General features: G+C 67.9%; 22 protein-coding genes. 6 read left to right on the top strand and 16 right to left on the bottom strand.

The genetic code is table 11. The annotated features are described in order from the left end of the window. Positions 1-23: 23 nt before the first annotated feature. From NOCYR_RS21600 to bluB, 6 genes are all read left to right on the top strand, one after another. Positions 24-1,451: a WS/DGAT/MGAT family O-acyltransferase gene (locus NOCYR_RS21600; protein ID WP_014352533.1), complete on the top strand. Its 1,428-nt coding sequence runs from the start codon at positions 24-26 to the stop codon at positions 1,449-1,451. Positions 1,452-1,488: 37 nt separating this feature from the next. Then, a complete protein-coding gene (locus tag NOCYR_RS21605) occupies positions 1,489-2,016 on the top strand; it encodes a DUF6912 family protein (protein ID WP_048834367.1) in 528 nt (175 codons plus the stop codon). A 111-nt stretch (positions 2,017-2,127) separates the two neighbouring features. Beyond that, positions 2,128-3,276: a ferredoxin reductase gene (locus NOCYR_RS21610; RefSeq protein WP_014352535.1), complete on the top strand. Its 1,149-nt coding sequence runs from the start codon at positions 2,128-2,130 to the stop codon at positions 3,274-3,276. Positions 3,277-3,404: 128 nt separating this feature from the next. Beyond that, positions 3,405-4,835 (top strand): fatty acid desaturase, encoded by a 1,431-nt coding sequence (locus tag NOCYR_RS21615; protein WP_014352536.1) that lies wholly within the window; start codon positions 3,405-3,407, stop codon positions 4,833-4,835. A 95-nt stretch (positions 4,836-4,930) separates the two neighbouring features. Beyond that, entirely contained in the window at positions 4,931-6,184 is a 1,254-nt protein-coding gene (locus NOCYR_RS21620; RefSeq protein WP_014352537.1) for a fatty acid desaturase family protein, read from the top strand. A 170-nt stretch (positions 6,185-6,354) separates the two neighbouring features. Then, positions 6,355-6,981, top strand: coding sequence for a 5,6-dimethylbenzimidazole synthase (gene bluB, locus NOCYR_RS21625; RefSeq protein WP_014352538.1), 627 nt, complete (start codon positions 6,355-6,357; stop codon positions 6,979-6,981). Between the two features lie 96 nt (positions 6,982-7,077). On the opposite strand, the gene NOCYR_RS21630 is transcribed toward bluB, so the two are convergent. The 16 genes from NOCYR_RS21630 to cofD form a co-directional block, all read right to left on the bottom strand. Then, positions 7,078-8,370, bottom strand: coding sequence for an acetyl-CoA C-acyltransferase (locus NOCYR_RS21630; protein ID WP_048833596.1), 1,293 nt, complete (start codon positions 8,368-8,370; stop codon positions 7,078-7,080). 172 nt (positions 8,371-8,542) lie between these two features. Further along, on the bottom strand, positions 8,543-9,274 hold the full coding sequence (gene hpf, locus NOCYR_RS21635; protein ID WP_081505476.1) for a ribosome hibernation-promoting factor, HPF/YfiA family: 732 nt from the start codon (positions 9,272-9,274) through the stop codon (positions 8,543-8,545). Between the two features lie 194 nt (positions 9,275-9,468). Continuing rightward, a complete protein-coding gene (locus NOCYR_RS21640; protein WP_014352541.1) occupies positions 9,469-10,101 on the bottom strand; it encodes a ComF family protein in 633 nt (210 codons plus the stop codon). A 44-nt stretch (positions 10,102-10,145) separates the two neighbouring features. After that, positions 10,146-11,969 carry an MtrAB system accessory lipoprotein LpqB gene (gene lpqB, locus NOCYR_RS21645; RefSeq protein WP_014352542.1) on the bottom strand — a complete coding sequence of 608 codons (1,824 nt, stop codon included), beginning with the start codon at positions 11,967-11,969 and terminating at the stop codon, positions 10,146-10,148. Continuing rightward, positions 11,966-13,801, bottom strand: a complete 1,836-nt coding sequence (gene mtrB / locus NOCYR_RS21650) for an MtrAB system histidine kinase MtrB (RefSeq protein WP_370010625.1) — start codon at positions 13,799-13,801, stop codon at positions 11,966-11,968. The genes lpqB and mtrB overlap by 4 nt, the downstream gene beginning before the upstream one ends. A gap of 72 nt (positions 13,802-13,873) precedes the next feature. Next, entirely contained in the window at positions 13,874-14,551 is a 678-nt protein-coding gene (gene mtrA / locus NOCYR_RS21655; protein ID WP_014352544.1) for an MtrAB system response regulator MtrA, read from the bottom strand. Between the two features lie 78 nt (positions 14,552-14,629). Beyond that, entirely contained in the window at positions 14,630-15,277 is a 648-nt protein-coding gene (locus NOCYR_RS21660; RefSeq protein WP_014352545.1) for a dTMP kinase, read from the bottom strand. Between the two features lie 122 nt (positions 15,278-15,399). After that, positions 15,400-16,884: an adenosylhomocysteinase gene (gene ahcY, locus NOCYR_RS21665; RefSeq protein ID WP_048833597.1), complete on the bottom strand. Its 1,485-nt coding sequence runs from the start codon at positions 16,882-16,884 to the stop codon at positions 15,400-15,402. A gap of 90 nt (positions 16,885-16,974) precedes the next feature. Continuing rightward, on the bottom strand, positions 16,975-18,135 hold the full coding sequence (locus NOCYR_RS21670) for an alkane 1-monooxygenase (protein WP_052315509.1): 1,161 nt from the start codon (positions 18,133-18,135) through the stop codon (positions 16,975-16,977). 283 nt (positions 18,136-18,418) lie between these two features. Beyond that, the gene (locus tag NOCYR_RS21675) at positions 18,419-19,039 is read right to left on the bottom strand and encodes a TetR/AcrR family transcriptional regulator (RefSeq protein ID WP_014352548.1); all 621 of its coding nucleotides are present in this window, start codon (positions 19,037-19,039) and stop codon (positions 18,419-18,421) included. Between the two features lie 41 nt (positions 19,040-19,080). Further along, positions 19,081-19,263, bottom strand: a complete 183-nt coding sequence (locus NOCYR_RS21680) for a rubredoxin (protein ID WP_014352549.1) — start codon at positions 19,261-19,263, stop codon at positions 19,081-19,083. Positions 19,264-19,290: 27 nt separating this feature from the next. Next, positions 19,291-19,473 (bottom strand): rubredoxin, encoded by a 183-nt coding sequence (locus tag NOCYR_RS21685; RefSeq protein WP_048833598.1) that lies wholly within the window; start codon positions 19,471-19,473, stop codon positions 19,291-19,293. Next, positions 19,470-20,726 (bottom strand): alkane 1-monooxygenase, encoded by a 1,257-nt coding sequence (locus NOCYR_RS21690; RefSeq protein ID WP_014352550.1) that lies wholly within the window; start codon positions 20,724-20,726, stop codon positions 19,470-19,472. The genes NOCYR_RS21685 and NOCYR_RS21690 overlap by 4 nt, the downstream gene beginning before the upstream one ends. Before the next feature lie 195 nt (positions 20,727-20,921). Next, on the bottom strand, positions 20,922-21,440 hold the full coding sequence (locus NOCYR_RS21695) for an NUDIX hydrolase (RefSeq protein WP_014352551.1): 519 nt from the start codon (positions 21,438-21,440) through the stop codon (positions 20,922-20,924). Then, on the bottom strand, positions 21,437-22,783 hold the full coding sequence (locus NOCYR_RS21700) for a coenzyme F420-0:L-glutamate ligase (RefSeq protein WP_014352552.1): 1,347 nt from the start codon (positions 22,781-22,783) through the stop codon (positions 21,437-21,439). The genes NOCYR_RS21695 and NOCYR_RS21700 overlap by 4 nt, the downstream gene beginning before the upstream one ends. After that, entirely contained in the window at positions 22,780-23,778 is a 999-nt protein-coding gene (gene cofD / locus NOCYR_RS21705; RefSeq protein WP_231855980.1) for a 2-phospho-L-lactate transferase, read from the bottom strand. Before cofD ends, NOCYR_RS21700 begins: the two co-directional genes overlap by 4 nt. Positions 23,779-24,091 lie beyond the last annotated feature (313 nt).

The following is a 24,091-nucleotide window of genomic DNA, read 5'->3' on the forward strand; positions in this document are numbered from 1 at the left end:
CGCGGGAAGGAGCATCGGGCAGCGTGATCACGAGGCTGACGCCGCAGGACGCGTCCTTCTATCGACTCGAGTCGAGCAGCAACCCGATCCACATCGGCTCTCTCGCGATCCTCCACAACACCACCACCGATTCCGCCGGCGACGGCAAGGGCCGGCCCTGTCTCGATTACGCCCGCCTGGTCGACCTGGTCGAATCCCGGCTGTCGCTGGTGCCGCGCTACCGCAGGAAGGTGCGTGAGATCCCGCTGTCGCTGGGCCGGCCGGTGTGGGTGGAAGACAGCCGCTTCGACATCAACTACCACATCCGCCGCTCCGCCCTACCCGCTCCCGGCACCGATGAACAACTGCACGAACTGGTGGCCCGGTTGTCCTCGCGGCCGCTCGATCAGGGCAGGCCGCTGTGGGAGATGTATCTGATCGAGGGCCTGTCGGGCGGGCGCTGCGCGGTGTTCACCAAATCGCATTCGGCCCTGGTCGACGGCGAGAGCGCGTTGGAGATCGGGCACGTGATCCTGGATTCGGGCACCTCGCCGCGCGGTTTCGCCGACGACGCCTGGTGCGCGCCGCGCGAACCCAGCGATACCGAACTGCTGGTGGGCGCGCTGACGCAGCTGGCGGGCCAGCCCAGCGAGGCCCTCGAGGTGCTGCGCGATGCCGGTTCGAGCGGATTCGGGCTGCTCGGCGCCACCGGGCGGGCGGTCGATTCGGTGGTGTCGGCGGTGCGGTCGGTCACCACCGGGGCGCCGGACAGTCCGCTCAACGCCCGCACCTCGCGGCAGCGCCGCTTCGACGTCGTCGCCACCGACCTCGACGATTACCGCAAGATCCGGCGGCGCTTCGACTGCTCGATCAACGACACGATCCTCGCGGTCGTCACCGGCGCGCTGCGCAACTGGCTGCTCTCGCGCGGGGAGGCGCTGGTCGATTCGAGTGTGCTGCGGGCGGTGGTGCCGATGTCGGTGTATGTGGAAGGCGCCGACGACACGTTGAAGCCGGCCGGTGAGGTGTCGTCGTTCCTGATCGACCTGCCCGTCGGGGAACCCAATCCGGTGATCCGGCTCTCGCACATCTCCCATGCCACCGAGGCCACGGCCAAGAACCGGCGCGGCGTGCGGGCGCGCACCCTGGTGCATCTGGCCGGTTTCGCGCCGGCGAGCCTGCACGCGATGAGTGTGCGCGCGGCGAGTACCTTCGCAGAACACACGTTCAATCTGGTGATCACCAACGCGCCGGGTCCGCAGCAGCCGATGTACATCGGTGGCGCGCGGATGCTGGAGATGTATCCGGTGTCGCCGCTGCTGCGTAATCAGGTGACGAGCATCGGGATCACGTCCTACGACGGGCGGGTCTTCTACGGGCTCAATGCCGACCGCGACGCGATGGCCGATATCGGGGTGCTGTCGGCGTCGGTGCACGAATCCATGGAGGAGATGCTCGGTGCCTGCGTCTGAGAGCAAGCTTCGCGTCTATGTGCCCGCGACCGTGCCGATGCTGCGTGAGCTGGTCGAACAGCGTGAGCTGCGCGCCGTCAGCGCGACCGCCTTCGCGGTGACCCCGGCGCTGCGCGAGGCCTACGCCTCCGGCGACGACGAGGAGCTGGCCGAGGTCGCCATGGGCGAGGCGGCCCGTGCCGCGCTGCGCTTGATCGCCGCCGAGCGCGACGCCGTCACCGAAGCCCTCGACGCGGGCGACGAACCCGACGCCGCACCGGCCGCCCTGCCGGACGCCCCCGTCTACCGCCGGGCGGTGATCGCCGCCGACGTCACCGGCGCCAAGCTGCGCCCCGACCTCGACGACGCCGTGGTCCGCCTGTCCGGCCCGATCACCTACAACCAGATCGCCTCGGTGCACGTCGACCTGGCCGACGCCGAACCGGCCGTCGCCAAGGCCGTCGACGTCATCGACGCCGCCGACCTCGGCGACCCCGACGCCGAATTCGTCCTCGGCGACGCCGAGGACCACCAACTCGCCTGGTACGCCGCCCAGGAACTGCCCTTCCTGCTCGAATTACTCTGAACTGCCGACGGTCCTGACAGCGCCGCGCCGAGCGGCTAACCTACGATGCCGTAACCTTGCGGGCAGGCGGTGGACCGGTCCGCCAGATGATCAGGGAGACGAACGGCAGCGATGGTTTTCAAGAATGTCCGCGATTGGCTCGAGGCACCGGCCGCGAGCGTCGCCGAGCGCGGCGGACGGTTGAACGTGCTGCGCGGCGCGGTGGCCCGGGTGACCACCCCGCTGCTGCCCGACGACTACTTGCACCTGGCCAACCCGCTGTGGTCGGCGCGGGAGCTGCGCGGACGCATCGTCGACGTGCGCTCGGAGACGGCCGATTCGGCGACCCTGGTGATCAAGCCGGGCTGGGGCTTCGACTTCCAGTACCAGCCGGGCCAGTACATCGGCATCGGCCTGCTGGTCGACGGGCGCTGGCATTGGCGCTCCTACTCGCTGACCTGCCCCCCGGACTGGACCGATTCGGACGCGGGCGGGCGCAAGGGTAAGCAGAAGGTCATCTCCATCGCCGTGAAGGCGATGCCGGAGGGCTTCCTGTCCAGCCACCTCGTCAACGGCGTGCCGGTGGGCACCATCGTGCGCCTGGCCGCACCGCAGGGTTCGTTCGTGCTGCCCTCGCCGCCGCCGGCGAAGGTGTTGTTCCTCACCGCGGGCAGCGGCATCACGCCGGTGATGTCGATGCTGCGGGCGATGGACCGCCGCGACGTCGTCACCGATGTGGTGCACATCCACTCCGCGCGCACCGCCGAGGACGTCATGTTCGGCGACGAACTGCGCGAGCTCGACGCCAAGCATCCCGGCTTCACCGCCCAGCTCCAGCTCACCGGCCAGCAGGGCAAGTTCAGCGTCGCCGCGCTCGACGAACGCATCCCCGATTGGCGTGAGCGCCAGACCTGGGCCTGCGGTCCGCTGCCGATGCTCGACGACATCGAAAAGCATTGGGCCGAGGCGGGTATCAGCGACCGGCTGCACATCGAACGGTTCGAGATCGAACGGTCCGCGGTCGGCGAGGGCGGCACCGTCACCTTCGGGCGCAGCGGCCGCACCACCGAGGTCGACGGCGCCACCAGCCTGCTCGAGGCCGGCGAGGCGGCCGGTGTGCAGATGCCGTTCGGCTGCCGGATGGGCATCTGCCAGACCTGTGTGGTCACCATCGCCTCCGGGCACGCCCGCGATCTGCGCAACGGTAACGAGAAACGCGAAGGCGAGAAGGTACAGACCTGCGTCTCGGCCGCGGCCGGGGATTGCACGCTCGATATCTGAGCGAGATCGAACGAGCGGACGCCACTGGATCGAGTGTTCGGCGGGTACCCTCTGGGTAAGTCGACTACGGCCCCTCGCGGCCGATCGGATACGGCCCGCCGGGCTGATCGAAGACAGAAGGGACGCCGGTGGCCATCACCGACATCAAGGCCTTTGCCCATCTGACGGCCACCGACATCGAGACCCTCGGTCATGAACTCGATTCCGTGCGCCGGTCGGTGGAGCAGTCGCTGGGCGAGCGTGACGCCAAATACATCCGCCGCACGATCGCCGCCCAACGCGCGCTGGAGGTCGCGGGCCGGGCGGTGCTGTTCGGCAGCCGCAACCGCTGGGCCTGGATCACCGGCACGGCGCTACTATCGGTGGCCAAGATCATCGAGAACATGGAGCTCGGGCACAACATCAGCCACGGGCAGTGGGACTGGATGAACGATCCGGAGATCCACTCCAGCTCCTGGGAATGGGATATGACCGGCCCGTCGGAGCAGTGGCGGCGCGCGCACAACTACTCCCATCACACCTACACCAACGTCCTCGGCAAGGACGAGGACCTCGGTTTCGGCATCCTGCGGATGACCAGGGACGAGCCGTGGCGGCCGCTGCACCTGGTGCAGCCGGTGGCGAATCTGATCCTGGCGGCCACCTTCGAGTGGGGCATCGCGCTGCACGACTGGTCGATCGAGAAGCAGCTGTCGGGTGCACCGCGCTGGCAGCTGCGCTCGCAGCCGAATGTCGTGTTCGGCCGCAAGATCGCCCGGCAGGTCGCCAAGGACTTCGTGATCTATCCGGCGCTCACCGGCCCCGCCTTCACCTCGACGTTGAAGGCCAACGCCACCGCGAACCTGATCCGCAACCTGTGGGCCTACGCGGTGATCTTCTGCGGCCACTTCCCCGACGGCGCCGAGAAGTTCACCATCGAACAGCTCGACGACGAGACCCAGGGCGAGTGGTACCTGCGCCAGATGCTGGGCAGCGCCAATTTCCAGGCCGGGCCCGCAATGGCGTTCATGAGCGGCAACCTCTGCTACCAGATCGAGCACCACCTGTTCCCGGACCTGCCGAGCAACCGCTACCCCGAGGTCGCCGCGCGGGTGCGCGAGCTGTGCGACAAGTACGACCTGCCCTACACCACCGGCTCGCTGGGCAAGCAGTATCTGCTGGCCTTCCGCACCATCCACAAGCTCGCGCTGCCGGACCGGTTCCTGCGCCGCACGTCCGACGATGCGCCGGAGACCTCCTCGGAACGCAAGTTCGCCGGCATCACCCTGCCGGCCCCGGTCACCAACTGGACCGGTACCGAGCATCTGCACTGGTCCATCGATCCGGCGACCGGCCGCCGTCGTGGCCTGCGCTCGGCGCTGCACGAGGCCAAGACGGTGCTGCAGGAGAAGGCCAGGCACGAAAAAGAGGTGCTGCGTGAGGCCAAGCGCGCCCTCAAGGAGAAGGCCCGGCACGAGAAGGAAGTGCTGCGGGAGGCCAAGCGCTCGCTGAAGGAGAAGGCCAAGGCCGAACGCGAGTCGCTGCGGCGCGAGTACCGGGCGCGCCGGGCGGCAAAATAACAGCTCTGACCGGCTGATCGCAATGCGGTATTTGCCACAATTTCAGCAAGATCTCGGCAACCTACGGTCTCGTAACTTACGGTACTGTAACCGCCATGGCGATCTCGGATGTCAAGGAGTACGCGCATCTCACCGAAGCCGATGTGGAAGCACTCGGCGCGGAGTTCGACGCGATTCGGCGGGAAATCGAATCCTCGCGTGGTGAACGGGACGCACGCTACATCCGCAATGTCATCAGGTTGCAGCGTGCGCTCGAGATCAGCGGCCGCACCGTGCTGTTCGCCAGCTTCCTACCGCCGGCCTGGCTGGCCGGCGTCGCCCTGCTCGGCACCGCCAAGATCATCGAGAACATGGAGATCGGGCACAACGTCATGCACGGGCAGTGGGACTGGATGAACGATCCGGAAATCCACTCCAGCTCGTGGGAATGGGACAACACCGGCCCGGCCAAGCACTGGAAGCACACCCACAACTACCTGCACCACAAGTACACCAATGTGCTGGGCATGGACGACGACATCGGCTACGGCCTGCTGCGCGTCACCCGCGATCAGCGCTGGAAGCCGTTCTACCTCGGCAACCCGGTCTACAACCTGGTGTTGCAGCTGTTCTTCGAGTACGGCGTCGCCATCCAGCATCTGGAGCTGGGCAAGCTGGCCGCGGGCAAGTACAAGCCCGGCACCCCCGAGCGGGCCGAGTTCGAACGCAAGCGTTCGGAGGTGCTCACCAAGATCGGTAAGCAGACGCTCAAGGACTACGTGGTCTTCCCGCTGCTCACCGGCCCGGCGTTCTTCAGCACGCTCACCGCCAACCTGGCCGCGAACATGGTCCGCAATGTGTGGACCAACGCCGTCATCTTCTGCGGCCACTTCCCCGACGGCGCGGAGAAGTTCACCAAGGCCGATATCGACAACGAGACCCAGGGCGAGTGGTACCTACGCCAGATGCTGGGCAGCGCCAACATCTCCGGTGGCCCGATCATGCACTTCATGACCGGCAACCTCAGCCACCAGATCGAGCACCACATCTTCCCGGACCTGCCGAGCAACCGGTACGCCGAGATCGCGGTGCGGGTGCGCGCGCTGGCGGAGAAGTACGACCTGCCCTACACCACCGGTTCGCTGCCGGTGCAGTACTTCAAGGCCTGGCGCACCATCCTCAAGCTGTCGCTGCCGAACAAGTACCTGCGCGACACCGCCGACGATGCCCCGGAGACGGCCTCGGAGCGCAAGTTCAACGGCAACACCACGCCCAGCTTCGACCCGGTCACCGGCCGCCGCCGCGGACTGCGGACGGCGCTGGCGGAGGGCCGTCGCCGCTTCGTGCGCAAGGCCCTGCCGATCGGCTAGGTCCGGCGCCCCCATCGGTCTATCGAGCGTCCTCGGCCCACTGCCACTATTCGGCACGGGCCGAGGACGCTCTTCTGTTTCGCGGCCTAGCCTGCGCCCGCGTTGACGACGGGAGGTTCGGCAGCGCGTCATCGACCTCGTGATTGACTCTCGGGGTGAGTGCTCCACCGATGTCCGTGTACGACGCCATCCGGCTGCGACGCGATGTGCGCGCCGAATTCACCGGCGAGGTCGTCGACGACGACACCCTGTGGCGCATTCTCGACGCCGCCCATCGCGCGCCCAGCGTCGGCAATTCGCAGCCATGGGATTTCACCGTGGTGCGCGACCGACGCCGGCTGCGCAGCTTCGCCGAGCACGTCGCCGACAAGCGCCGCGAATTCCACGACAGCCTGCCACCGGACCGCGCCGCCACCTTCGACCCGATCAAGATCGAAGGCATCGAGGAGAGTGGCACCGGCATCGTGGTCACCTACGATCACCAGCGCGGCGGCCCACAGGTCCTCGGCCGCGCCACCATCCCCGAAACCGGCGTCTACTCAGCGGTTCTGGCCATCCAGAACCTCTGGCTCGCCGCCACCGCCGAAGGCATCGGCGTGGGCTGGGTGTCGTTCTACGAGCCGGAATTCCTGGCCGGTCTCGTCGGCGTCCCGCACGGGATTCGCCCGATCGCCTGGTTGTGCGTGGGACCGGTGCGTGAATTCCAGCAGGTGCCCGACCTGGAACGATTCGGCTGGCGCACGGGCCGGCCGCTGGACGAGGCAGTCCATCACGAGACCTTCGGCGGCCGCCGCTGAGCCTCCCGTTCGCGGAGCCTGCGGCAAGGCGGCGGGTGATCGGCCGGATCCAGCGCGGACCCGGTCCGATCCTCCGCAAAACGGTGCGTCCGGTTCTCAGACCCGTTCGAGCACCGCAGAAGCCCCGATCCCGCCGGCCGCGCAGATGCCGAGCAGCGCGGTCTGCTTACCCGACAGCGCCAGCTCGTTGGCCATCGTCGTCACCATCCGGGCACCCGTCGCGCCGAAGGGATGGCCGATCGACACCGAGCCGCCGTGCACGTTGAGCTTGTCGATATCGACCTCGCCCACCGCGGTGTCGCGGTCCAGCCGGGTCTTCGCCCATTCGTCGCTGGCCAGCGCCGACAGCACCGACAACGTCTGCGCGGCGAATGCCTCGTGGATGTCGACCAGGTCGATATCGGCCAGCGACATGCCGGCCTTGTCCAGCGCCCGCGGCATGGAGATGGCCGGGCCGATGAGCACCTGGTCGGTCGGGTCGACACTGACGTAGCTCCAGGACCGGAATGCCGCCAGCGGCTCGTAGCCCAACGCCAGCGCGGTCTCCTCGCTCATCAGCAGCACCGCGGACGCGCCGTCGGTGAGCGGGCTGGCATTGCCCGCGGTGACACTGCCGTCCTCGGCGAACACCGGCTCGAGCTTGGCCAGCTTCTCGATGCTGGTGTCGGCGCGGACCAGACCGTCGCGGGTGATCCGGGCGCCGTCGGGGGTGTCGACCGCGAGTACTTCCTGATCGAACCGGCCCGAATCGATCGCGGCGGCGGCCCGGTGATGTGAGCGGGCGGCGAACTCGTCCTGAGCGGCGCGGCCGATGCCGTGGATGCGCGCCATCTTCTCCGCCGACTCCCCCATCACCTCGCCGGTGGTGCGTTCGGCGATCTTGGGCCGCGCGGGCAGCAGGTCGGTGAACGGTGCCAGCTGCGCGATCGCCGACAGATAGTCCTTGGGCTTCGGTTTACCCAGGGCCAGCGGCGCCATCGCGTGCACGATCTTCTGCGGCAACTTCACCTCGGCGCCGCTGGTGGAATCGCTGCCGCCGGCGATCATGATGTCGTATTCGCCGCGCTCGATCGCGGCGGCCGCCGAGGTCACCGCCTGTAAACCGGAGGCGCAAGCCCGGGTGACGGTGTAGCCCTCGCAGCCCGGGTCCAGCTTCAGGTCCAGGGCGATCTCGCGCGCGATATTCGGCGCAGCGCTGGGCAACACCACCCCGCCCCAGACGATCGCCTGCACCTGGTCACCGGCCAGGCCGGTGCGTTCCAGCAGACCGCGCACCGCGATATCGGCGAGGTCGATCGAATCCAGCCGGGTGTAATCGGTGAACGCGCGCACGAACGGAGTCCGTGCGCCGGAGACGATTACGGCACGGCGAGCAGCCCTGGTTGCCACGCGAGTTCCTTTCAGCCATTCGGTCCCACCAACTTACTCTGAAGTAAGTTGATGAGTCGAGGAAATGGCCGGAAACGACGAGACCCGGCCGGTGCGCGGGGCACCGGCCGGGTCGCCGGGAATTATCGGATGGCCGTGGCGGCGGTGCTCGACCCGCCGCCGGCCGCGGCCGTCAGGCCAGTCGGATCAAGCCGTAATCGAAGGCATGTCGGCGATAGACCACCGAGGGCCGGTCGGTTTCCTTGTCGTGGAACAGGAAGAAATCGTGCCCGACGAGCTCCATCTGATACAGGGCGTCGTCGACGGTCATCGGGGTATCCGGATGCACCTTGGTGCGCACGATATGGCCGGGGCCGGCCGCGTAATCGGTGTGCTCGTCGCTGTCGCGGCCACGGGATTCGTCGGGATGCTCATGCGCCCCGCCGCCCGGCTCGAACAGCGACTCATCGATCAGATCGGCCGTGGCCTGGGCCACCGAGACCGGCGTCTTCTCGCCGTAGTGCACCCGGCGGCGGTCCTTGGTCCGGCGCAACCTGCTCTCCAGCTTCGACGTCACCGATTCGAAGGCGGCGTAGAAGCTGTCCGCGCAGGCTTCCGCGCGCACGACGGGACCCTTACCCCGGGCGGTGATCTCCACACGCTGGCAGGCCTTGCGTTGACGACGATTGCGCTCGTGGAACAGTTCGACATCGAACAGGAATATCGACGGGTCGAAGCGTTCCAGTCGAGATAGCTTCTCCGACACATAAATTCGATAATGGTCGGGGACCTCGACATTGCGGCCCTTCACCACGATGTCGGCGCGGGTGGCTCGTGGGCGGTCCGCCTCGGGTTGCTCGGCCCGCTGAGCTTCCAGCGTCGAAGGATCTACATCTTGCACTGAAGGTCGTGAAGAAGTCGTCACGCGTACCTCCCGGATCTGGCCGCACGACCCGATTGGCGTGCGGCGGGATTGAGACGTGCCGGTCGAACTGCCGGATGACAGTCGCTCGGCACCATTAGTCCGAGACCCACCTCCAAACTGCCGGTTCGGGTGTGTGACCGCGACGCTAGTACGACAACCGCTGGTCCGCCACTGTTCACGCAAATTTCCTGAAGTCAAGCCGCACACGTCACCACCACCGCGTCGACTCCCAGTCCCGCCCCGGTCAGCACCCGGATCGACTCGGCGGCGGTCGCCCCGGTCGTCAGCACATCGTCGACCAGCACGACCTGCGCGTTTGCCGGCAGCGGCGGTATGTGAGCGGTCATGATACGGCCCCGCAGATTGTGTCTGCGTTCACCGGCGGAGAGCCCGACCGAATCGTGTACACCCCGCCACACAGCCAGCACCGGCAGCACCTGGCAACCGCGCAGCCAACTCGCCGCCACGTACGTCGACCGCAGCACCGGATCTCCGCCACGCCGCCGCGCCGCGACCCGCCGACTCGGCGCCGGGATCAACACGAGTGGCCGGGTCTCGCCGCGTAGCCGGGCGAGCGCGGCGGCCATCGCCCGGCCGATCGGCTCGGCCAGATCATGCCTGCGCCGCTCCTTGGCGGCCAGCACCGCGCGTCGCGGCGGGCCCGCGTAACGGCTCAGCGCCCAGCACGGGACGCCGGGATCGGTGCGCGGGCGGATCCGCTGCGGAGGGCCGCTCAAGTGCGCGGCGCACCCCGCACACCAGCCGGTACCCGGGCTCGCGCAGCCGGCGCATTCCAGGGGCAACACCAGATCCAGCAGGGTTCGCATCGCCCGAGTGTGCCCGGGCCCACCGACACGAACGACCGCGCGGGTCAGCCCGGCAGGATGGGTACCGCGCTGGCGCCGAGGCCAGGAACCTCACGCCAGTATTGTTCGCCGCCTTCGGGATTGGTGGTGAACTCCAGCACCGCGCGGGAGTCGGCGACGTACTGGTGGTCGGGGGCGGCGGTCACCGAGCGGACCGGCGGGGTGAGGTTGCGGGTGGTCTGCGAGATCAGCTGGGAGCCGTCGATGGAGACGGTGCTGACCGGGTCGACGTCACCGTCGCGGGCCAGGATGATGGTGTCGGCGGTCAGCCAGTTCAGTGAGACCGCGGGCGTACTGAGCCCGACCGCGATGGGCAGTGGCGAGGTGAGCGCGAACTTGCCGTCCGGGCGCCGTTCGACCACCGCCACGTACACCTTGCCGTCGGCGATCAGCGCGGCCCGTACCCCGGTTCGCGCGATCCGCACCTCGGTGATCGGCAACCGAAGACCGCTGGAGCCGCTGGTCAGCGCGGAGATGTCGACGTCCTGCACGGAGACGTTGCCGGTGGCGCGGTCGTTGACCACCCGGATCACCCGCTCGCCGTCGATCACCGCCCACGCGGCCGTGCCGTCGACGGTCCAGGACGGACGGCTGATGGTGGTGCCCTCGGCGACCGGGAACTGATTGCCGCCGTAGCTGCCGATCATCAACGTCCGCGGCGGTTCGGGTGCGGGCCTGCCCGCGTCGGCGACCGCGGCCACCAGCTGCCCATCCGGGGTGAGCGCGACCGATTGCAGATTGTGTACCGCGCCGAAATAGCCGGGTGCCGGGGCGATTCCGTTGTCACGCACCTCGACCAGGGCGCCGTCACGCAGGGCGTGCAAGCCGGTCTGGTTCTGCGCGAAGGCCTCGGGACTGTACTGGTGCACGTCGGCGACCGACCAGCCGTTGGCGGCGAAACGCTCGTCGAGCGGTTTGCCGTCGGCCAGCAGCAGGTACGGGCCGAGCACATCGGCCTTGGCCAGCGTGAGCACGATCTGGGCGGCCAGCAGTTCCCGTTCCCGTGGCGCCAGGCCCGATGCGCCGGCGAGGTCGATGCGCACCCCGCCGAGGCCGACGCCGACCTCCTCGGGATCGCCGTTGGCCTTGGTGATCGGGCCGCGCAACGTCACCCTCCGGGCATCGAGCTCGTTGAGCACCACAGGAGCGATGGCCGGCTGCGGGCCCTCGCCGAGCAGGGTGAGCAGCCGCTGGGTCAGCTGATCCTTGGGCGAGGCGATCCAGCGCGGGTCGGGCACCAGCGCGTTGCCGGTCGGGTCGACGAAATACAGCACATAGCGGCGGTAGAACTTGGCGAAAGCGGGCTTGTCGATGACGACGCCGTCGGGCAGCTCATCGATGCGCCATTCGCCGTCGACCTTGCTCATCTCGACCTTGTATTCGAGCGGCGGCCCGTCGATGGCCCGGTAGGCGCCGTCGGGGGCGAGCTCGGCCACGCGCTGGGCGCGGATGCGGTAGGTCGCGGTGGTTTCGGTGCGCGATTCCAGCAGGGTGTCGGGCCGCTCGACGATCGTGGTGCCGGCGGCGTCGTTCCATTTGGTGGCCGCCGACGGGTTCATGTACTGCCGGGCGGCCAGATGCCGGTTGGTCGGGTCGGCGCTGGCTTGCAGGAAGTCCAGCAGCAGCAGGCCGGGGTCGCGGCCTTCCAGCGGCGCGGGCGGGCCCGCCGAGGTCGGTTCCCGGTTGATGGTGCCCAGCGCCTGCGGTTGCGAGGACTCCGGCAGGCTCGCGCAACCACCCAGCAGCAGAACCCCGGCCAGCGCCGCCGCCAGCGCGGCGAGTAATCGCCCGCCCCGCGCGGTGCTGGGATCGGTGGGCCGCATGGTCATGGCTGTTTGTCTCCGGTGTCGGTGAGCACGGCGTCGGTGGACGAGCCGGTGCCCGATGTGCCGTCGGTGGGCGGGCCGGGTTCGGGGTCCGGCGCGTCGCCGTCCGGACCGGCAGCCGTTTCGGGCTCCTGAGCCGGCTCCGGTGGCTGCGCCTCGGCCGCGCCGGGGCCGCTCGCCTCCGACAGCGCCGGACCGGCCGACTGCGCGGATTCGGCGTCCACGGCCGAGGTTTCGGCACCGCCGCGGACCTTGCGCACGCCCGGTTCCAACGGCAGCGGACTCTTGCCCATCTTGCGGCCACGCACCAGCGGCAACGTCAGCCGGAAGCTGGCGCCGACGCCGAGCTCGCCCCAGGCCTCCAGTTTGCCATCGTGCAGATTGGCGTCCTCGACGCTGATCGACAGCCCGAGGCCGGTGCCGCCGGAGCGCCGCATCCGCGACGGATCCGACCGCCAGAACCGGCTGAAGACCAGCTTCTCCTCCCCCGGCCGCAGACCCACGCCCTGATCGCGCACCACCACCGCGACGGCATTGGCCTCGCTGTCACCGCGCATCCGGATCAGCACCGGCTTGCCCTCGCTGTGGTCGATGGCATTGGCCAGCAGATTGCGCAGCACCCGCTCCACGCGCCGCGGATCGACCTCGGCGACCACCGGCTCCTCGGGCAGGTCGACGACCACCTCGACGCCGGATTCCTTGGCCAGATGCCGCACCGTGGACACCGCGGCCCGCACGCACATGCGCACGTCCAGCGATTCCACCTGCAATTCGGCCACACCCGCGTCGTGGCGGCTGATCTCGAGCAGATCGTTGAGCAGGCCCTCGAACCGGTCCAGCTCGGTGACCAGCAGTTCGGCACTGCGCGCCAGCGCCGGGTCGAGATCTTCGCTGCTGCTGTGGATCAGATCGGCGGCCATGCGCACCGTGGTGAGCGGGGTGCGCAGCTCATGGCTGACGTCGGAGGTGAACCGCCGTTGCAGATTGCCGAACTCCTCGAGCTGGGTGATCTGGTTCGACAGGCTCTCGGCCATCTCGTTGAACGCCTCGGCCAGCCGCGCCATATCGTCCTCGCCGCGCACCAGCATGCGTTCGCGCAACCGGCCGTCGGCGAAGCGGCTGGCGATGCGCGCCGCCGACCGGATCGGCAGCACCACCTGCCGGGTCACCAGCGCGGTGATCGCGGCCAGCAGCACCAGCAGGACCAGACCACCGACCATCATGGTGCCGCGCATCAGCGCCAGCGAGCGTTCCTCGTTGGCCAGCGGGAAGATCAGGTAGGTCTCCAGCGTCGGATTGTCGGCGCTGGGGCTGCCGATGATCAGCGCCCGGCCCTGGTAGCCGTCGGGATCGTTCACCGTGGCGAACTGATAGCTGACCTGGTTGCCCTGCACGAACCGGCGCAGCTCGTCCGGGATCTGCTCGATCGGGCCCGCGGTGATCTGCTGCGGCGGCGTGCCGCCGACGATGCTCAGCGCCGAATCGAAGCTGCCCGCCGCGCTCCCGGACCGGCTCTCCCCACCGCGATCGGACACCGCGGTGCGGGCATCGGCCAGACGCTGACGCAGCAGCGCCGGATCATGGGCGCCCTGTAGCTGGCTCTGCACCGTGGCGCGGGCGCGGTCCATCTCCTCGATGGCCGCGTTGATCTTGGCGTCCAGCAGCCGGTCGGTGATCTGACTGGTGAGCACCACACCCAGGATCGTGATGACGATCAGCGACAACGTCAGCGTGGAGACGATGACGCGCAGCTGCAACGAACGCCGCCACAGGTGACCGAGCGAACTGCCGACACCCTTGAACCACGCGCCGACCGGCGCGAGTCCTCGCTGCAGCGAGGCCAGGCGGCCGCCTTCGTGCTCAGGCAAGCCGCCGCCTCCGAGTCATCGACCCGGACCGACGACCGATCACGGCGGTCCGGCCTTGTACCCCACCCCACGCACGGTCAGCACGATCTCCGGGTTCTCGGGATCCTTCTCGACCTTGGCGCGCAGGCGCTGGACGTGCACGTTCACCAGGCGGGTATCGGCGGCGTGCCGGTAGCCCCAGACCTGCTCGAGCAGGACCTCACGGGTGAACACCTGCCGCGGTTTGCGCGCGAGCGCCACCAGCAGGTCGAACTCGAGCGGGGTCAGCGAGATCTGCTGACCTTCGCGGCTCACCTTGTGCGCCGGCACGTCGATGACGATGTCGGCGATGGTGAGCAGCTCGGCGGGCTCCTCCTCGGTGCGGCGCAGGCGCGCCCGCACGCGGGCGACGAGTTCCTTCGGTTTGAAGGGTTTGACGATGTAATCGTCGGCGCCGGACTCCAGACCGAGCACCACGTCGACCGTGTCGGTCTTGGCGGTGAGCATCACGATCGGGACCCCCGAATCGGCCCGCAGCACGCGGCAGACGTCGATGCCGTTCATACCCGGCAGCATCAGGTCCAGCAGCACCAGATCGGGGCGGATTTCCCGGACCGCCGACAGCGCCTGCGTGCCGTCGCCGACCACATGCGGGTCGAACCCTTCCCCGCGCAGGACGATCGTGAGCATCTCCGCGAGTGCCATATCGTCGTCGACGACCAGAATCTTCGGCTTCATATCTCTATGTTGTCATCTCCCACGCCAGTATCGGGCCACCACGCGCATTACTGGTGCACGCGCGCCGCATATCCAACCTTATTCGCCCAGGATTTCCACACAACGGGCGAGTAGGGCCGCGCGATCGTCATCGGATCGGTATGTCCACCACGGGCCGTACCAGTCCCGCTGGGCCAGCTCCCGGTACACCGCGCCGGTGCGCGCCTGGAGCCCGCCGTCGCGTTCGTAGGCGTCCAGTGCCCGGGCCGAGTCGAGTTCGCCGCGCCTGCGGGCACGTTCGGCGGCCACCTCGGTGGGCACGTCCAGCAGCACGGTGAGCGCGGGCACCGGCAGCTTCAGCCGGCCGAACTCCAAATCGCCCACCCAGTCCACGATTTCGCCGTCGGCCGATTGCTCGGCGCGCGCCGCCGAATACGCTGCGTTGGAAGCGACATAGCGATCCAGGACCACGATGTCGTTGCTGTCCAACAGATTCGACAATTCCGCTGCGGCATCGGCGCGATCGAGCGCGAACAACACGGCCATGCCGTTGATCGACGCCGCAAGATCACCGTGCGCTCCGCGCAGCGCCTCGGCCGCGAGGTCGGCGTGGATCGAGCGGCCGTAGGCGGGGAAGGCGAGAGTGCCCGCCCGCAGCCCGCGCTCGCGCAGGGCAGTGAGCAGGCCATCGATCAGCGTCCGTTTCCCGGCGCCGTCGAGCCCCTCGACCGCGATCAGTGCACCCATGGCGAGCAGGGTACTCGGGGCGCGAACTCGACGGTTGACCGGTCGTGCCCGGCCGGCACCGTGTGCTGAATGCGCGTGGCCCGCCGACGGATGCGTCGACGGGCCACCGGGCGATCAGCGGATCAGTAGCGGTAGTGGTCGGGCTTGTACGGCCCTTCGACGTCCACACCGATGTACTCGGCTTGGTCCTTGGTGAGCTTGGTCAGCGTGCCACCGAGGGCCTCGACGTGGATGCGCGCGACCTTCTCGTCGAGGTGCTTGGGCAGGCGGTAGACCTCGTTGTCGTACTCGTCGGGCTTGGTCCACAGCTCGATCTGGGCAATCACCTGGTTGGAGAAGCTGTTGGACATCACGAACGACGGGTGGCCGGTGGCATTGCCCAGGTTCAGCAGGCGGCCCTCCGACAGCACGATGATCGACTTGCCGGAATCGCCGAAGGTCCACAGGTCGACCTGCGGCTTGATGTTCAATTTCGTTGCGCCGGAACGCTCCAGCGCAGCCATATCGATCTCGTTGTCGAAGTGACCGATATTGCCGAGGATGGCCTGGTCCTTCATCGCCTTCATGTGCTCGAGGGTGATGATGTCCTTGTTGCCGGTGGAGGTGATGACGATGTCGGCCTCGCCGATGGCCTGCTCCACGGTGACCACGTCGTAGCCGTCCATCAGCGCCTGCAACGCGTTGATCGGGTCGATCTCGGTAACCTGCACGCGGGCGCCCTGTCCGGCAAGCGATTCCGCACAACCCTTGCCCACGTCGCCGTAACCACAGATCAGCACCTTCTTGCCACCGATGAGCACATCGGTACCGCGGTTGATGCCGTCGATGAGCGAATGACGGGTGCCGTACTTGTTGTCGAACTTCGACTTGGTGACCGAGTCGTTGACGTTGATCGCCGGGAACACCAGCTCACCCGCGGCCGCGAACTGGTACAGCCGCAGCACACCGGTGGTGGTCTCCTCGGTGACGCCCTTGACGCTCTCCGCGATGGCGGTCCACTTGCCCTTGTCGGTCTCGAACCGTTCCCGCAGCAGGTTCAAGAACACCGTGTACTCGGCCGAATGCTCCTCATCGGCCGGCGGCACCACGCCCGCCTTCTCGAACTGCGCGCCACGCAGCACCAGCATGGTGGCGTCGCCGCCGTCGTCGAGGATCATGTTGGCCGGCTCGCCGGGCCAGGTGAGCATCTGCTCGGCTGCCCACCAGTACTCCTCCAGCGTCTCGCCCTTCCAGGCGAAGACCGGGGTGCCCTTGGGCTCGTCGACCGTGCCGTGCGGGCCCACCACCACCGCCGCGGCGGCATGGTCCTGGGTGGAGAAGATGTTGCAGGAGGCCCAGCGCACCTCGGCACCGAGGGCGGTCAGGGTCTCGATCAGCACCGCGGTCTGCACCGTCATGTGCAGCGAACCCGAGATGCGCGCGCCCTTCAGCGGCGCCACCTCGGCGTACTCGCGACGCAGGGCCATCAGGCCGGGCATCTCGTGCTCGGCCAGCCGGATCTCCTTACGACCGAACTCGGCCAAGGACAGATCCGCCACCTTGTAATCAATGCCGTTACGGACATCAGCGGTCAGCGACGTACGTGCGGGAAGTTCTGAGGTCGTCATGCGCCTGGATCAGCCTCTCTCCGGATATCGGTTCCGAAGCAAGGCTAGTCGCTCCCGCCGCACCAGTGCTCGGCAACCGAGCCACCGGCTTCAGGTCGCGGGGACCCCGTGCCTGGCCAGCAACCGAACACGCCTGCGCGGAGCGATATTGGCGCGAGTGACATCACCGTCGTAGTGCGCGAGCACCCGCGGGTCCATCACCTTCCGCCACAGCGGCGGGACGGCCGCGAGCAGGATCATGGTGGCGTAGCCGGCCGGCAATTGCGGCGCCTGCTGGGAACTGCGCAAGGTCTGATAGCGGCGGCCGGGGTTGGCGTGATGGTCACTGTGGCGCTGGAGGTGGAACAGGAAGATATTGGTGACGAGCCGGTCGCTGTTCCAGCTGTCGCGCGGCGAGCAGCGCCGGTAGCGGCCGCCGGGCCTGCGCTCGCGCAGCAGTCCGTAGTGCTCGACGTAGTTGACAGTCTCCAGCAGCATCACGCCGATCACGGCCTGGAGCAGCAGATACGGCAGGATCTGCCAGCCGAAGGCCACCAGTAGCGCGCCGAACAGCACCAGCGTCATCGACCAGGCTTGCAGGATGTGGTTGTGCACGCTCCACCAGCCGTGCTCGCGGCGTGCCAGCCGGGCGCGCTCGAGCCGGATCGCGGAGCGGAAGCCGCCGGAGACGCTGCGCGGCAGGAATTCCCACAGGGTTTCCCCGAGCCGGGCACTGGCCGGATCCTCCGGGGTGGCCACGCGCATGTGGTGGCCGCGGTTGTGTTCGACGAAGAAATGCCCGTAGCCGGACTGGGCCAGCGCGATCTTGGCCAGCCAGCGTTCCAGGCGTTCGACGCGATGGCCGAGTTCGTGCGCGGCGTTGATGCCGATACCGGACACCAGGCCCAGGGTGGACGCGAGGCCGAGTTTGTCGACGACGCTCAGTTCGTCACCGGACCACAGATAGCCCGCCACGACCAGTCCGATCAGCTGGATGGGCAGGAACAGGTAGGTGCACCAGCGGTAGTAGCGGTCGTTGGACAGCAGCTCGTAGTCCTCATCGCGCGGGTTGCTGCCGTCCTCGCCGACGAGCTGATCCAGCACCGGAATCACGATCAGCACGATGATCGGGCCGATCCACCAGAAGACGGTCAGCCCGGTATGCAACACCAGTTGAGAAGGCAGCAACGCGCACGCAGGCGCGATGAGACCGAGAAACCACAGGTGGCGTTTGGGATCGGCCGATCCCCTCGGTTTGCCAACCGTTTGCACGCTTGCCCCGCTAAAAATGAACCCTGACACCAACGGAGATCCATAGTCTCAGACGTGTGGTCTGTTACACCTTCCGTTGGGGGCGAAACGTGGTGACCATTACAGCGCTGATAAAGGGGCGTTGACCCGTCAACGCTGTGACAGACGACACAGGGCGCGGGCGACGGATCCGTTCCCGCTGCTGGGAGGGGGCGTCGCCACTTAAATGGGCCACCGTGACGTAGCTGGAATGGTCCGGACATCTCCGCCGCGGCGGACCGCGCGCGGCCCGGCGGAACTGCGGCTACTGCACCTTGCGCGCGGCCAGAATCGCCTCGACGTACGGACCGAGCAACGCGCTCAGCTCCTCGGGGGCGTCGCGCCCGGGAGCGGGTGGGGTGGGGATATAACTCAGTGCGATGCGCACCAGGGCCTGGGCGAGCACATCGGCCTCGGCGGCGGTGGCATCGACCCAGCTGTGCCGGAACGCGATCGATAATCGTTCGGTCGCGTGCTCGACCAGCGGCTCGGCATCGAGAGTGATCAACCGCAGCAGGTCGAGCTTGACCTCGCCGACGACCAGCGAACGCACCAGTGGATCGGCGGCGGCCTCGACGAAGAATCCGGACAGCCCTTGCCGGAACGCGGCGCGGGCGTCGCCGACATTGTCGTCGATGGCGGCCCCGACGTGGTCGACCAGATCGTCGGCCAGCCGCAACGCGTACGCCTGCGCCAGCCCCGCCCGCGAACCGAATTCGTTGTACAGCGTCTGCCTGCTGACACCGGCGCGAGTGGCCACATCACCGAGGGTGATCTTGGACCAGTCGCGCTCGGTGAGCAGTTCGCGCATCGCGTCCAGGACCGAACTGCGCAGCAGTTCCCGTGCGGCCTCCTGATAGGGAAGTCTGGACCCGTTGCGCGGCATGCCTGCGACACTGGCACGGGCATCTGCCGCAGTCAAAAATCTCACGACCGCTCGATCTCGACCATGAAGAAATCGGCCTTGGCGGCGCCGCAGTCCGGGCAGGTCCAGTCGTCGGGGATGTCGTCCCAGCGGGTGCCGGGCGCGATGCCGTCCTCCGGCCAGCCCTTGGCCTCGTCGTATTCGAAGCCGCACTGGATGCACTGGTAGAGCTTGTAGTCGGTCATGTCGTCTTCCTGTCCTCGTCGGCCGGCCTACCGGCGCGCCTGGTCGCTGCCGACCGGTTCGAAATCGATCTTTTCCCGCACACCGCAGTCCGGGCAGCACCAGTCGTCGGGCACCGCCGACCACGGCGTTCCCGCCGGAAAGCCCTCATGCGGCTCGCCGGTGCGCTCGTCGTAGACGTACTCGCAGACCGGACACCGATACGCGCTCATGCTGTGTCCCCTTCGGCATGATCCCGTCCGCTCGCGCCGTAGCGGGCCAGCACCTTGTCCCGCTTGGCCGGATGGATATTGGCCCGGGTGATGTCGCCGTCGTAGTGCGCGAGCACCCGCTTGTCCATCACGCGGCGCCAGATCGGCGGGAAATAGGCGAGCAGGATCATGCTCGCGTACCCGCTGGGCAGATTCGGCGCACCGTCCCAGCTGCGCAGTGTCTGGTAGCGCCGGGTCGGATACGCGTGATGGTCGCTGTGGCGCTGGAGGTGGTAGAGGAAGATGTTGGTGACCAGGTGGTCGCTGTTCCAGCTGTGTACCGGCGCGGGCCGCTCGTAGCGCCCACTGGCGGTGCGCTGACGCACCAGCCCGTAGTGCTCGAGGTAGTTGACGGCCTCGAGCAGGCTGAACCCCACCAGCGCCTGCAACAGCAGATACGGCAGCACGCCGATCCCGAAGATCGCGATCAGCACCGCGAACAGCAGCACCGACATCAGCCAGGCGCTGAGCACCTCGTTCTGCAAGGTCCACGGCTTCTTGCCGAGGCGTTCGAGCCGGGTCTTCTCCAGCCGCCACGACGAGCGCAGACTGCCGATGACGGTGCGCGGCCAGAAGGCCCAGAACGTCTCGCCCACCCGGGAACTCGCCGGATCCTCCGGCGTGGCGACCCGCACGTGATGGCCGCGGTTGTGCTCGATGTAGAAGTGGCCGTAGCAGGACTGGGCCAGCGCGATGCGCGAGAGCCAGCGCTCCAGATCGACCTTCTTGTGCCCGAGCTCGTGCGCGGTGTTGATGCCGATCCCGCCGATGATGCCGACGGTGATGGCCAGGCCGATCTTGTCGACCACCAGCAGCCCGCCGTCGATGCCGAGCCAGCTCAGATCGTTCGCCGAGATCAAGTAGCAGGCCATGATCAGCGAGGCGTACTGGAACGGCAGGTAGAGGTAGGTCAGGTAGCGGTAGTACTTGTCGTTTTCCAGCCACTCCATCACCTCGTCCGGCGGGTTGGAGCCGTCCGGACCGAAGAAGATGTCGGCCAGCGGGATCACCAGGTACACCAGGATCGGACCGAGCCAGAACGGCACGTGCGCGACGCCCGACCAGCCGAGTTCGTTCAGCGCCCAGACCAGCGGCAGCCCAATGGTGAACAGCCCGGTGGGGGCGAACAGGCCCCACAGCCACATATACCGCTTCCGGTCCCGCCAGGCCGGCGTGTGCGCCGCCAGACCTGCGGTTTCGGCATCCGTCGACATCATCGTCTCCTTCATGCGACACACATCACATGTGATGTGCACTACCACCTGGAGTTGACGATAGACCTCGCTTTGTCCTTGGTCTATACAAACGGAGGAATTTGTAAAGCGTCCGTGACCTGGACGACCGTCCGTGATGTCCGGGCACAAGAAGGGCGCCCGCACAGGTTGTGCGGGCGCCCTCGTCGAGCAGGTTCAGCGGATCAGCACATCGGCATTCTCGGGAAGCGCGTCGATCGGCCAGAACCGCAGATCGGTCGATTCGGCGCTGCGCACCGGCACCGCACCCGCGGGCGCGGTGATCCGGAACAGCAGATCCAGATGCCGGGTCGGTACCCCGAGCGAGCAGGTGATCGGATGCGCCTGCGCACCGTAGAGCCCCGGCTCCATCCGCAACCCCGCGATCCCCGATTCCTCGGTGGCCTCGCGCAGGGCTGCCTCGGCAACCGTGGCGTCGTCCTCCTCGCAGTGCCCGCCGAGCTGGATCCAGCGGCCGACCCGTGGATGCAAGGTCAGCAGTACCTCGTTCCCGTCAGCGGAGAACACCACCGCCGAGGCGGTGATGTGACCCGCGGCGTGCTCACGCAGACAACCACGCGGCGCCGAGCCGAGGAAGGCCAGCATCGCCTCCCGCAACGAGGCATCCGGCCCCGTCGCGGGCGACCACCCTTCCAGCAGCTCGGTCGCCGAGGCGTGCAGCGACTGCGCGCTCACAGCTCGACCAGCGCGTCACCGGGCGCGCGCGGCGGGCGCGGGGTGAGTTCGTCGAGCGGATGACCGATCGCGATGGCGCCCAGCGGATTCCAGTCGTCGGCCAGCCCGAGCACCGCCCGGGTGGTCTCCGGCGCGAAGATCGTCGAGCCGATCCAGCAGCTGCCGAGGCCTTCGGTCGCCAGCGCCACCAGCAGTCCCTGCACCGCGGCGCCGACCGCGACGGTGAACATGGTCTGCTCGGCGGCGCGGCGCCGATCGTCGGGATAGTCGTGCGCGCCGTCGGGCACGCAGCACGGGATGATGACTTCGGGGGCGTCGAAAAGGATGCGGCCCCGGGCGATCCGGCGTTCCACCCGATCGGCGGGCAGGCCGTCGGCGGTGAGATCGGCGCGCCACTTGTCGGCCATCTCGTTCAGCAGCCGCTCCCGCAGCGCGCGATCGCGCACCCAGACGAAGCGCACCGGGCGGGTGTGATGCGGCGCCGGCGCGGTCAAGGCGACCGACACCGCCGCGCGCACCCGTTCCGGATCGACGGGGTCGGCGGCGAACTCGCGCACCGATCGCCGCAACAGCACCGCCTCCGAGCGGCCCAGCTCGATCGCCTCGGCGGTGCCGAGCCAGAACAGGTCGTCGGTGCCGCGGCGCACGAGATCGGCTGCGCTGGAGGCGTCGTCGGAGATCGGCAGGCCGCGCACGACCGCTACCGGGACGCCGCCGAGCTTGCCCTTCACCAGATCGGCCGCCGCGGCCAGCTCGTCGGCGATGGCGACCTGGGTGACGTGCAGTTCGTTACCCTGCCCGTCGACGGCGCCCGCGTAGTCGTGCAGTACCCGCAGCCCGGAGGCGCCGATGGCCGCATCGATCTGGCCGTTACGCCAGGCCCGGCCCATGGTGTCGGTGACGACGACGGCCACCTCCACCCCCAGCCGCTCGGCCAGCGCCGACCGCAACGCCTTCGCGCTGGCGTCGGGATCGACTGGCAGCAGCACCAATTCGCCCTGCTCCACATTCGAGCCATCGACGCCGGAGGCGGCCTGCACGATGCCGAGCCGGTTCTCGGTGATGAGGGTGCGACCCTTGCGAGCGAGCACCCGCACAGCCTCCTGATCGACCAGCGCCCGTCGCGCGGTGTCGCGCTCTTCCGCATCCAGCGGCGCGGCGACGATGCGGCCCTCGACCTTGGCGACGATCTTGCTGGTGACCACCAGCACATCGCCGTCGGCCAGCCAGGGCGCGTTCGCGGCGATATGCGCGGCGAGATCGTCGCCCGGACGGAATTCCGGCAGGCCGGTGATCGGCAGCAGCCGCAGCTCGCCGGCGGCGTGGTCGACGGGCCCGGTCACGGCTTGACTCCAGCCAGATCCAGTGCCGCACGCACCATTTCGGCGGTGGTGGGCGGGTCGGTCATCAGCAGGGGCACGCTGCGCACCTCCACGCCGGGGACGTCGGCAGTGTCGGTGGTGTGCACCAGCCAGCCGTCCAGGATGCCGGTCGCCGAGCGCGCACCGTAGTGCCGGCCCACCGCCTCGGCCGAGGTGTCCACCCCGATCACCGACAGGCACTCATCGGCCATGCCGCGCAACGGTTTTCCGTCGATCACCGGCGAGATGCCGACGACCTTCGCCTCGGTGGTGCGCAGCGCGCCGCGGATGCCGGGCACCGCGAGAATGGCTCCGATGCTCACCACCGGGTTCGATGGTGCGAGCAAGACCACATCGGCAGATCCTATGATATCGATCACATTTGGCGCCGGTTTGGCTTGATCCGCGCCGATTGTGGCGAATCCATGAGTTTCGATGTCTGCTCGGTATCGAACCCACCACTCTTGGAAATGGATCGCGCGGCGTTCGCCAGGGTTGTCCGGGTCACTCACAACGACGTGGGTTTCACAACGATCATCGGTTGCCGGGATCAGTTTCACACCGGGTTGCCATCGATTGCACAGCGCTTCGGTCACCGCAGATAGCGGGTAACCGGCGTTCAGCATTTCCGTGCGGATCAAGTGGGTGGCGATATCGCGGTCACCCAGTCCGAACCAGTCCGGCTGCGCGTGGTATTTCGCCAGCTCTTCCTTGGCGTGCCAGGTTTCGCCGACCCGGCCCCAGCCGCGCTCGGTATCGATGCCGCCACCGAGGGTATACATGCAGGTATCGAGGTCGGGACAAATTCGTAACCCGTGCATCCACACGTCGTCACCGACATTGACGATCGCTGAAACGTCGGATTCGGGCAGCAGTTCCCGAACGCCCTGAAGGAACCGCGCACCGCCCACTCCGCCGACCAGGACGGCGATGCGGGGCCCATTGCCGGGTGCGATGTCCGCTTGTTCTGAAGTCACATCCACATAGCCTAAGCGTCTCTCGATCGGGCCCGCTTCGACCTATATTTGCTGGTCATTTGCTATGTGATGGTTCAAGATCGTCTTCGAAAGCGCTGCCGGATAGTAACGGAATAGCGACAGCGGCTTGACCATCGCTGCGTCCGGCGTGTCTAATCACAGTCATGTCATTCCGGGATCGCGCGAGAGTTCAAGGCGCGAACGGTTTTTCGAACGAATGTTCGAACGGGACGGCATGCTCGGGGATGTCCGCGAGACAACGTCGCGGAGTAGTGCCGTCGGTAGGCGTGTTGGTCCGGCGGAAAGAAGCATT

Source organism: Nocardia cyriacigeorgica GUH-2 (assembly GCF_000284035.1).
Taxonomy (GTDB): Bacteria; Actinomycetota; Actinomycetes; order Mycobacteriales; family Mycobacteriaceae; genus Nocardia; species Nocardia cyriacigeorgica_B.

Excerpts from the sequence above, each read along its gene's own strand:
- NOCYR_RS21610 (WP_014352535.1), top strand. The coding sequence starts at position 2,128 with ATGGTTTTCAAGAATGTCCGCGATTGGCTCGAGGCACCGGCCGCGAGC.
- NOCYR_RS21685 (WP_048833598.1), bottom strand. The coding sequence starts at position 19,473 with ATGAGCGCGTATCGGTGTCCGGTCTGCGAGTACGTCTACGACGAGCGC.
- NOCYR_RS21675 (WP_014352548.1), bottom strand. The coding sequence starts at position 19,039 with ATGCCGCGCAACGGGTCCAGACTTCCCTATCAGGAGGCCGCACGGGAA.
- ahcY (WP_048833597.1), bottom strand. The coding sequence starts at position 16,884 with ATGACGACCTCAGAACTTCCCGCACGTACGTCGCTGACCGCTGATGTC.
- NOCYR_RS21690 (WP_014352550.1), bottom strand. The coding sequence starts at position 20,726 with ATGTCGACGGATGCCGAAACCGCAGGTCTGGCGGCGCACACGCCGGCC.
- NOCYR_RS21640 (WP_014352541.1), bottom strand. The coding sequence starts at position 10,101 with ATGCGAACCCTGCTGGATCTGGTGTTGCCCCTGGAATGCGCCGGCTGC.
- bluB (WP_014352538.1), top strand. The coding sequence starts at position 6,355 with ATGTCCGTGTACGACGCCATCCGGCTGCGACGCGATGTGCGCGCCGAA.
- lpqB (WP_014352542.1), bottom strand. The coding sequence starts at position 11,969 with ATGACCATGCGGCCCACCGATCCCAGCACCGCGCGGGGCGGGCGATTA.
- NOCYR_RS21620 (WP_014352537.1), top strand. The coding sequence starts at position 4,931 with ATGGCGATCTCGGATGTCAAGGAGTACGCGCATCTCACCGAAGCCGAT.
- NOCYR_RS21660 (WP_014352545.1), bottom strand. The coding sequence starts at position 15,277 with ATGGGTGCACTGATCGCGGTCGAGGGGCTCGACGGCGCCGGGAAACGG.
- NOCYR_RS21605 (WP_048834367.1), top strand. The coding sequence starts at position 1,489 with ATGCTGCGTGAGCTGGTCGAACAGCGTGAGCTGCGCGCCGTCAGCGCG.
- NOCYR_RS21680 (WP_014352549.1), bottom strand. The coding sequence starts at position 19,263 with ATGACCGACTACAAGCTCTACCAGTGCATCCAGTGCGGCTTCGAATAC.
- mtrA (WP_014352544.1), bottom strand. The coding sequence starts at position 14,551 with ATGAAGCCGAAGATTCTGGTCGTCGACGACGATATGGCACTCGCGGAG.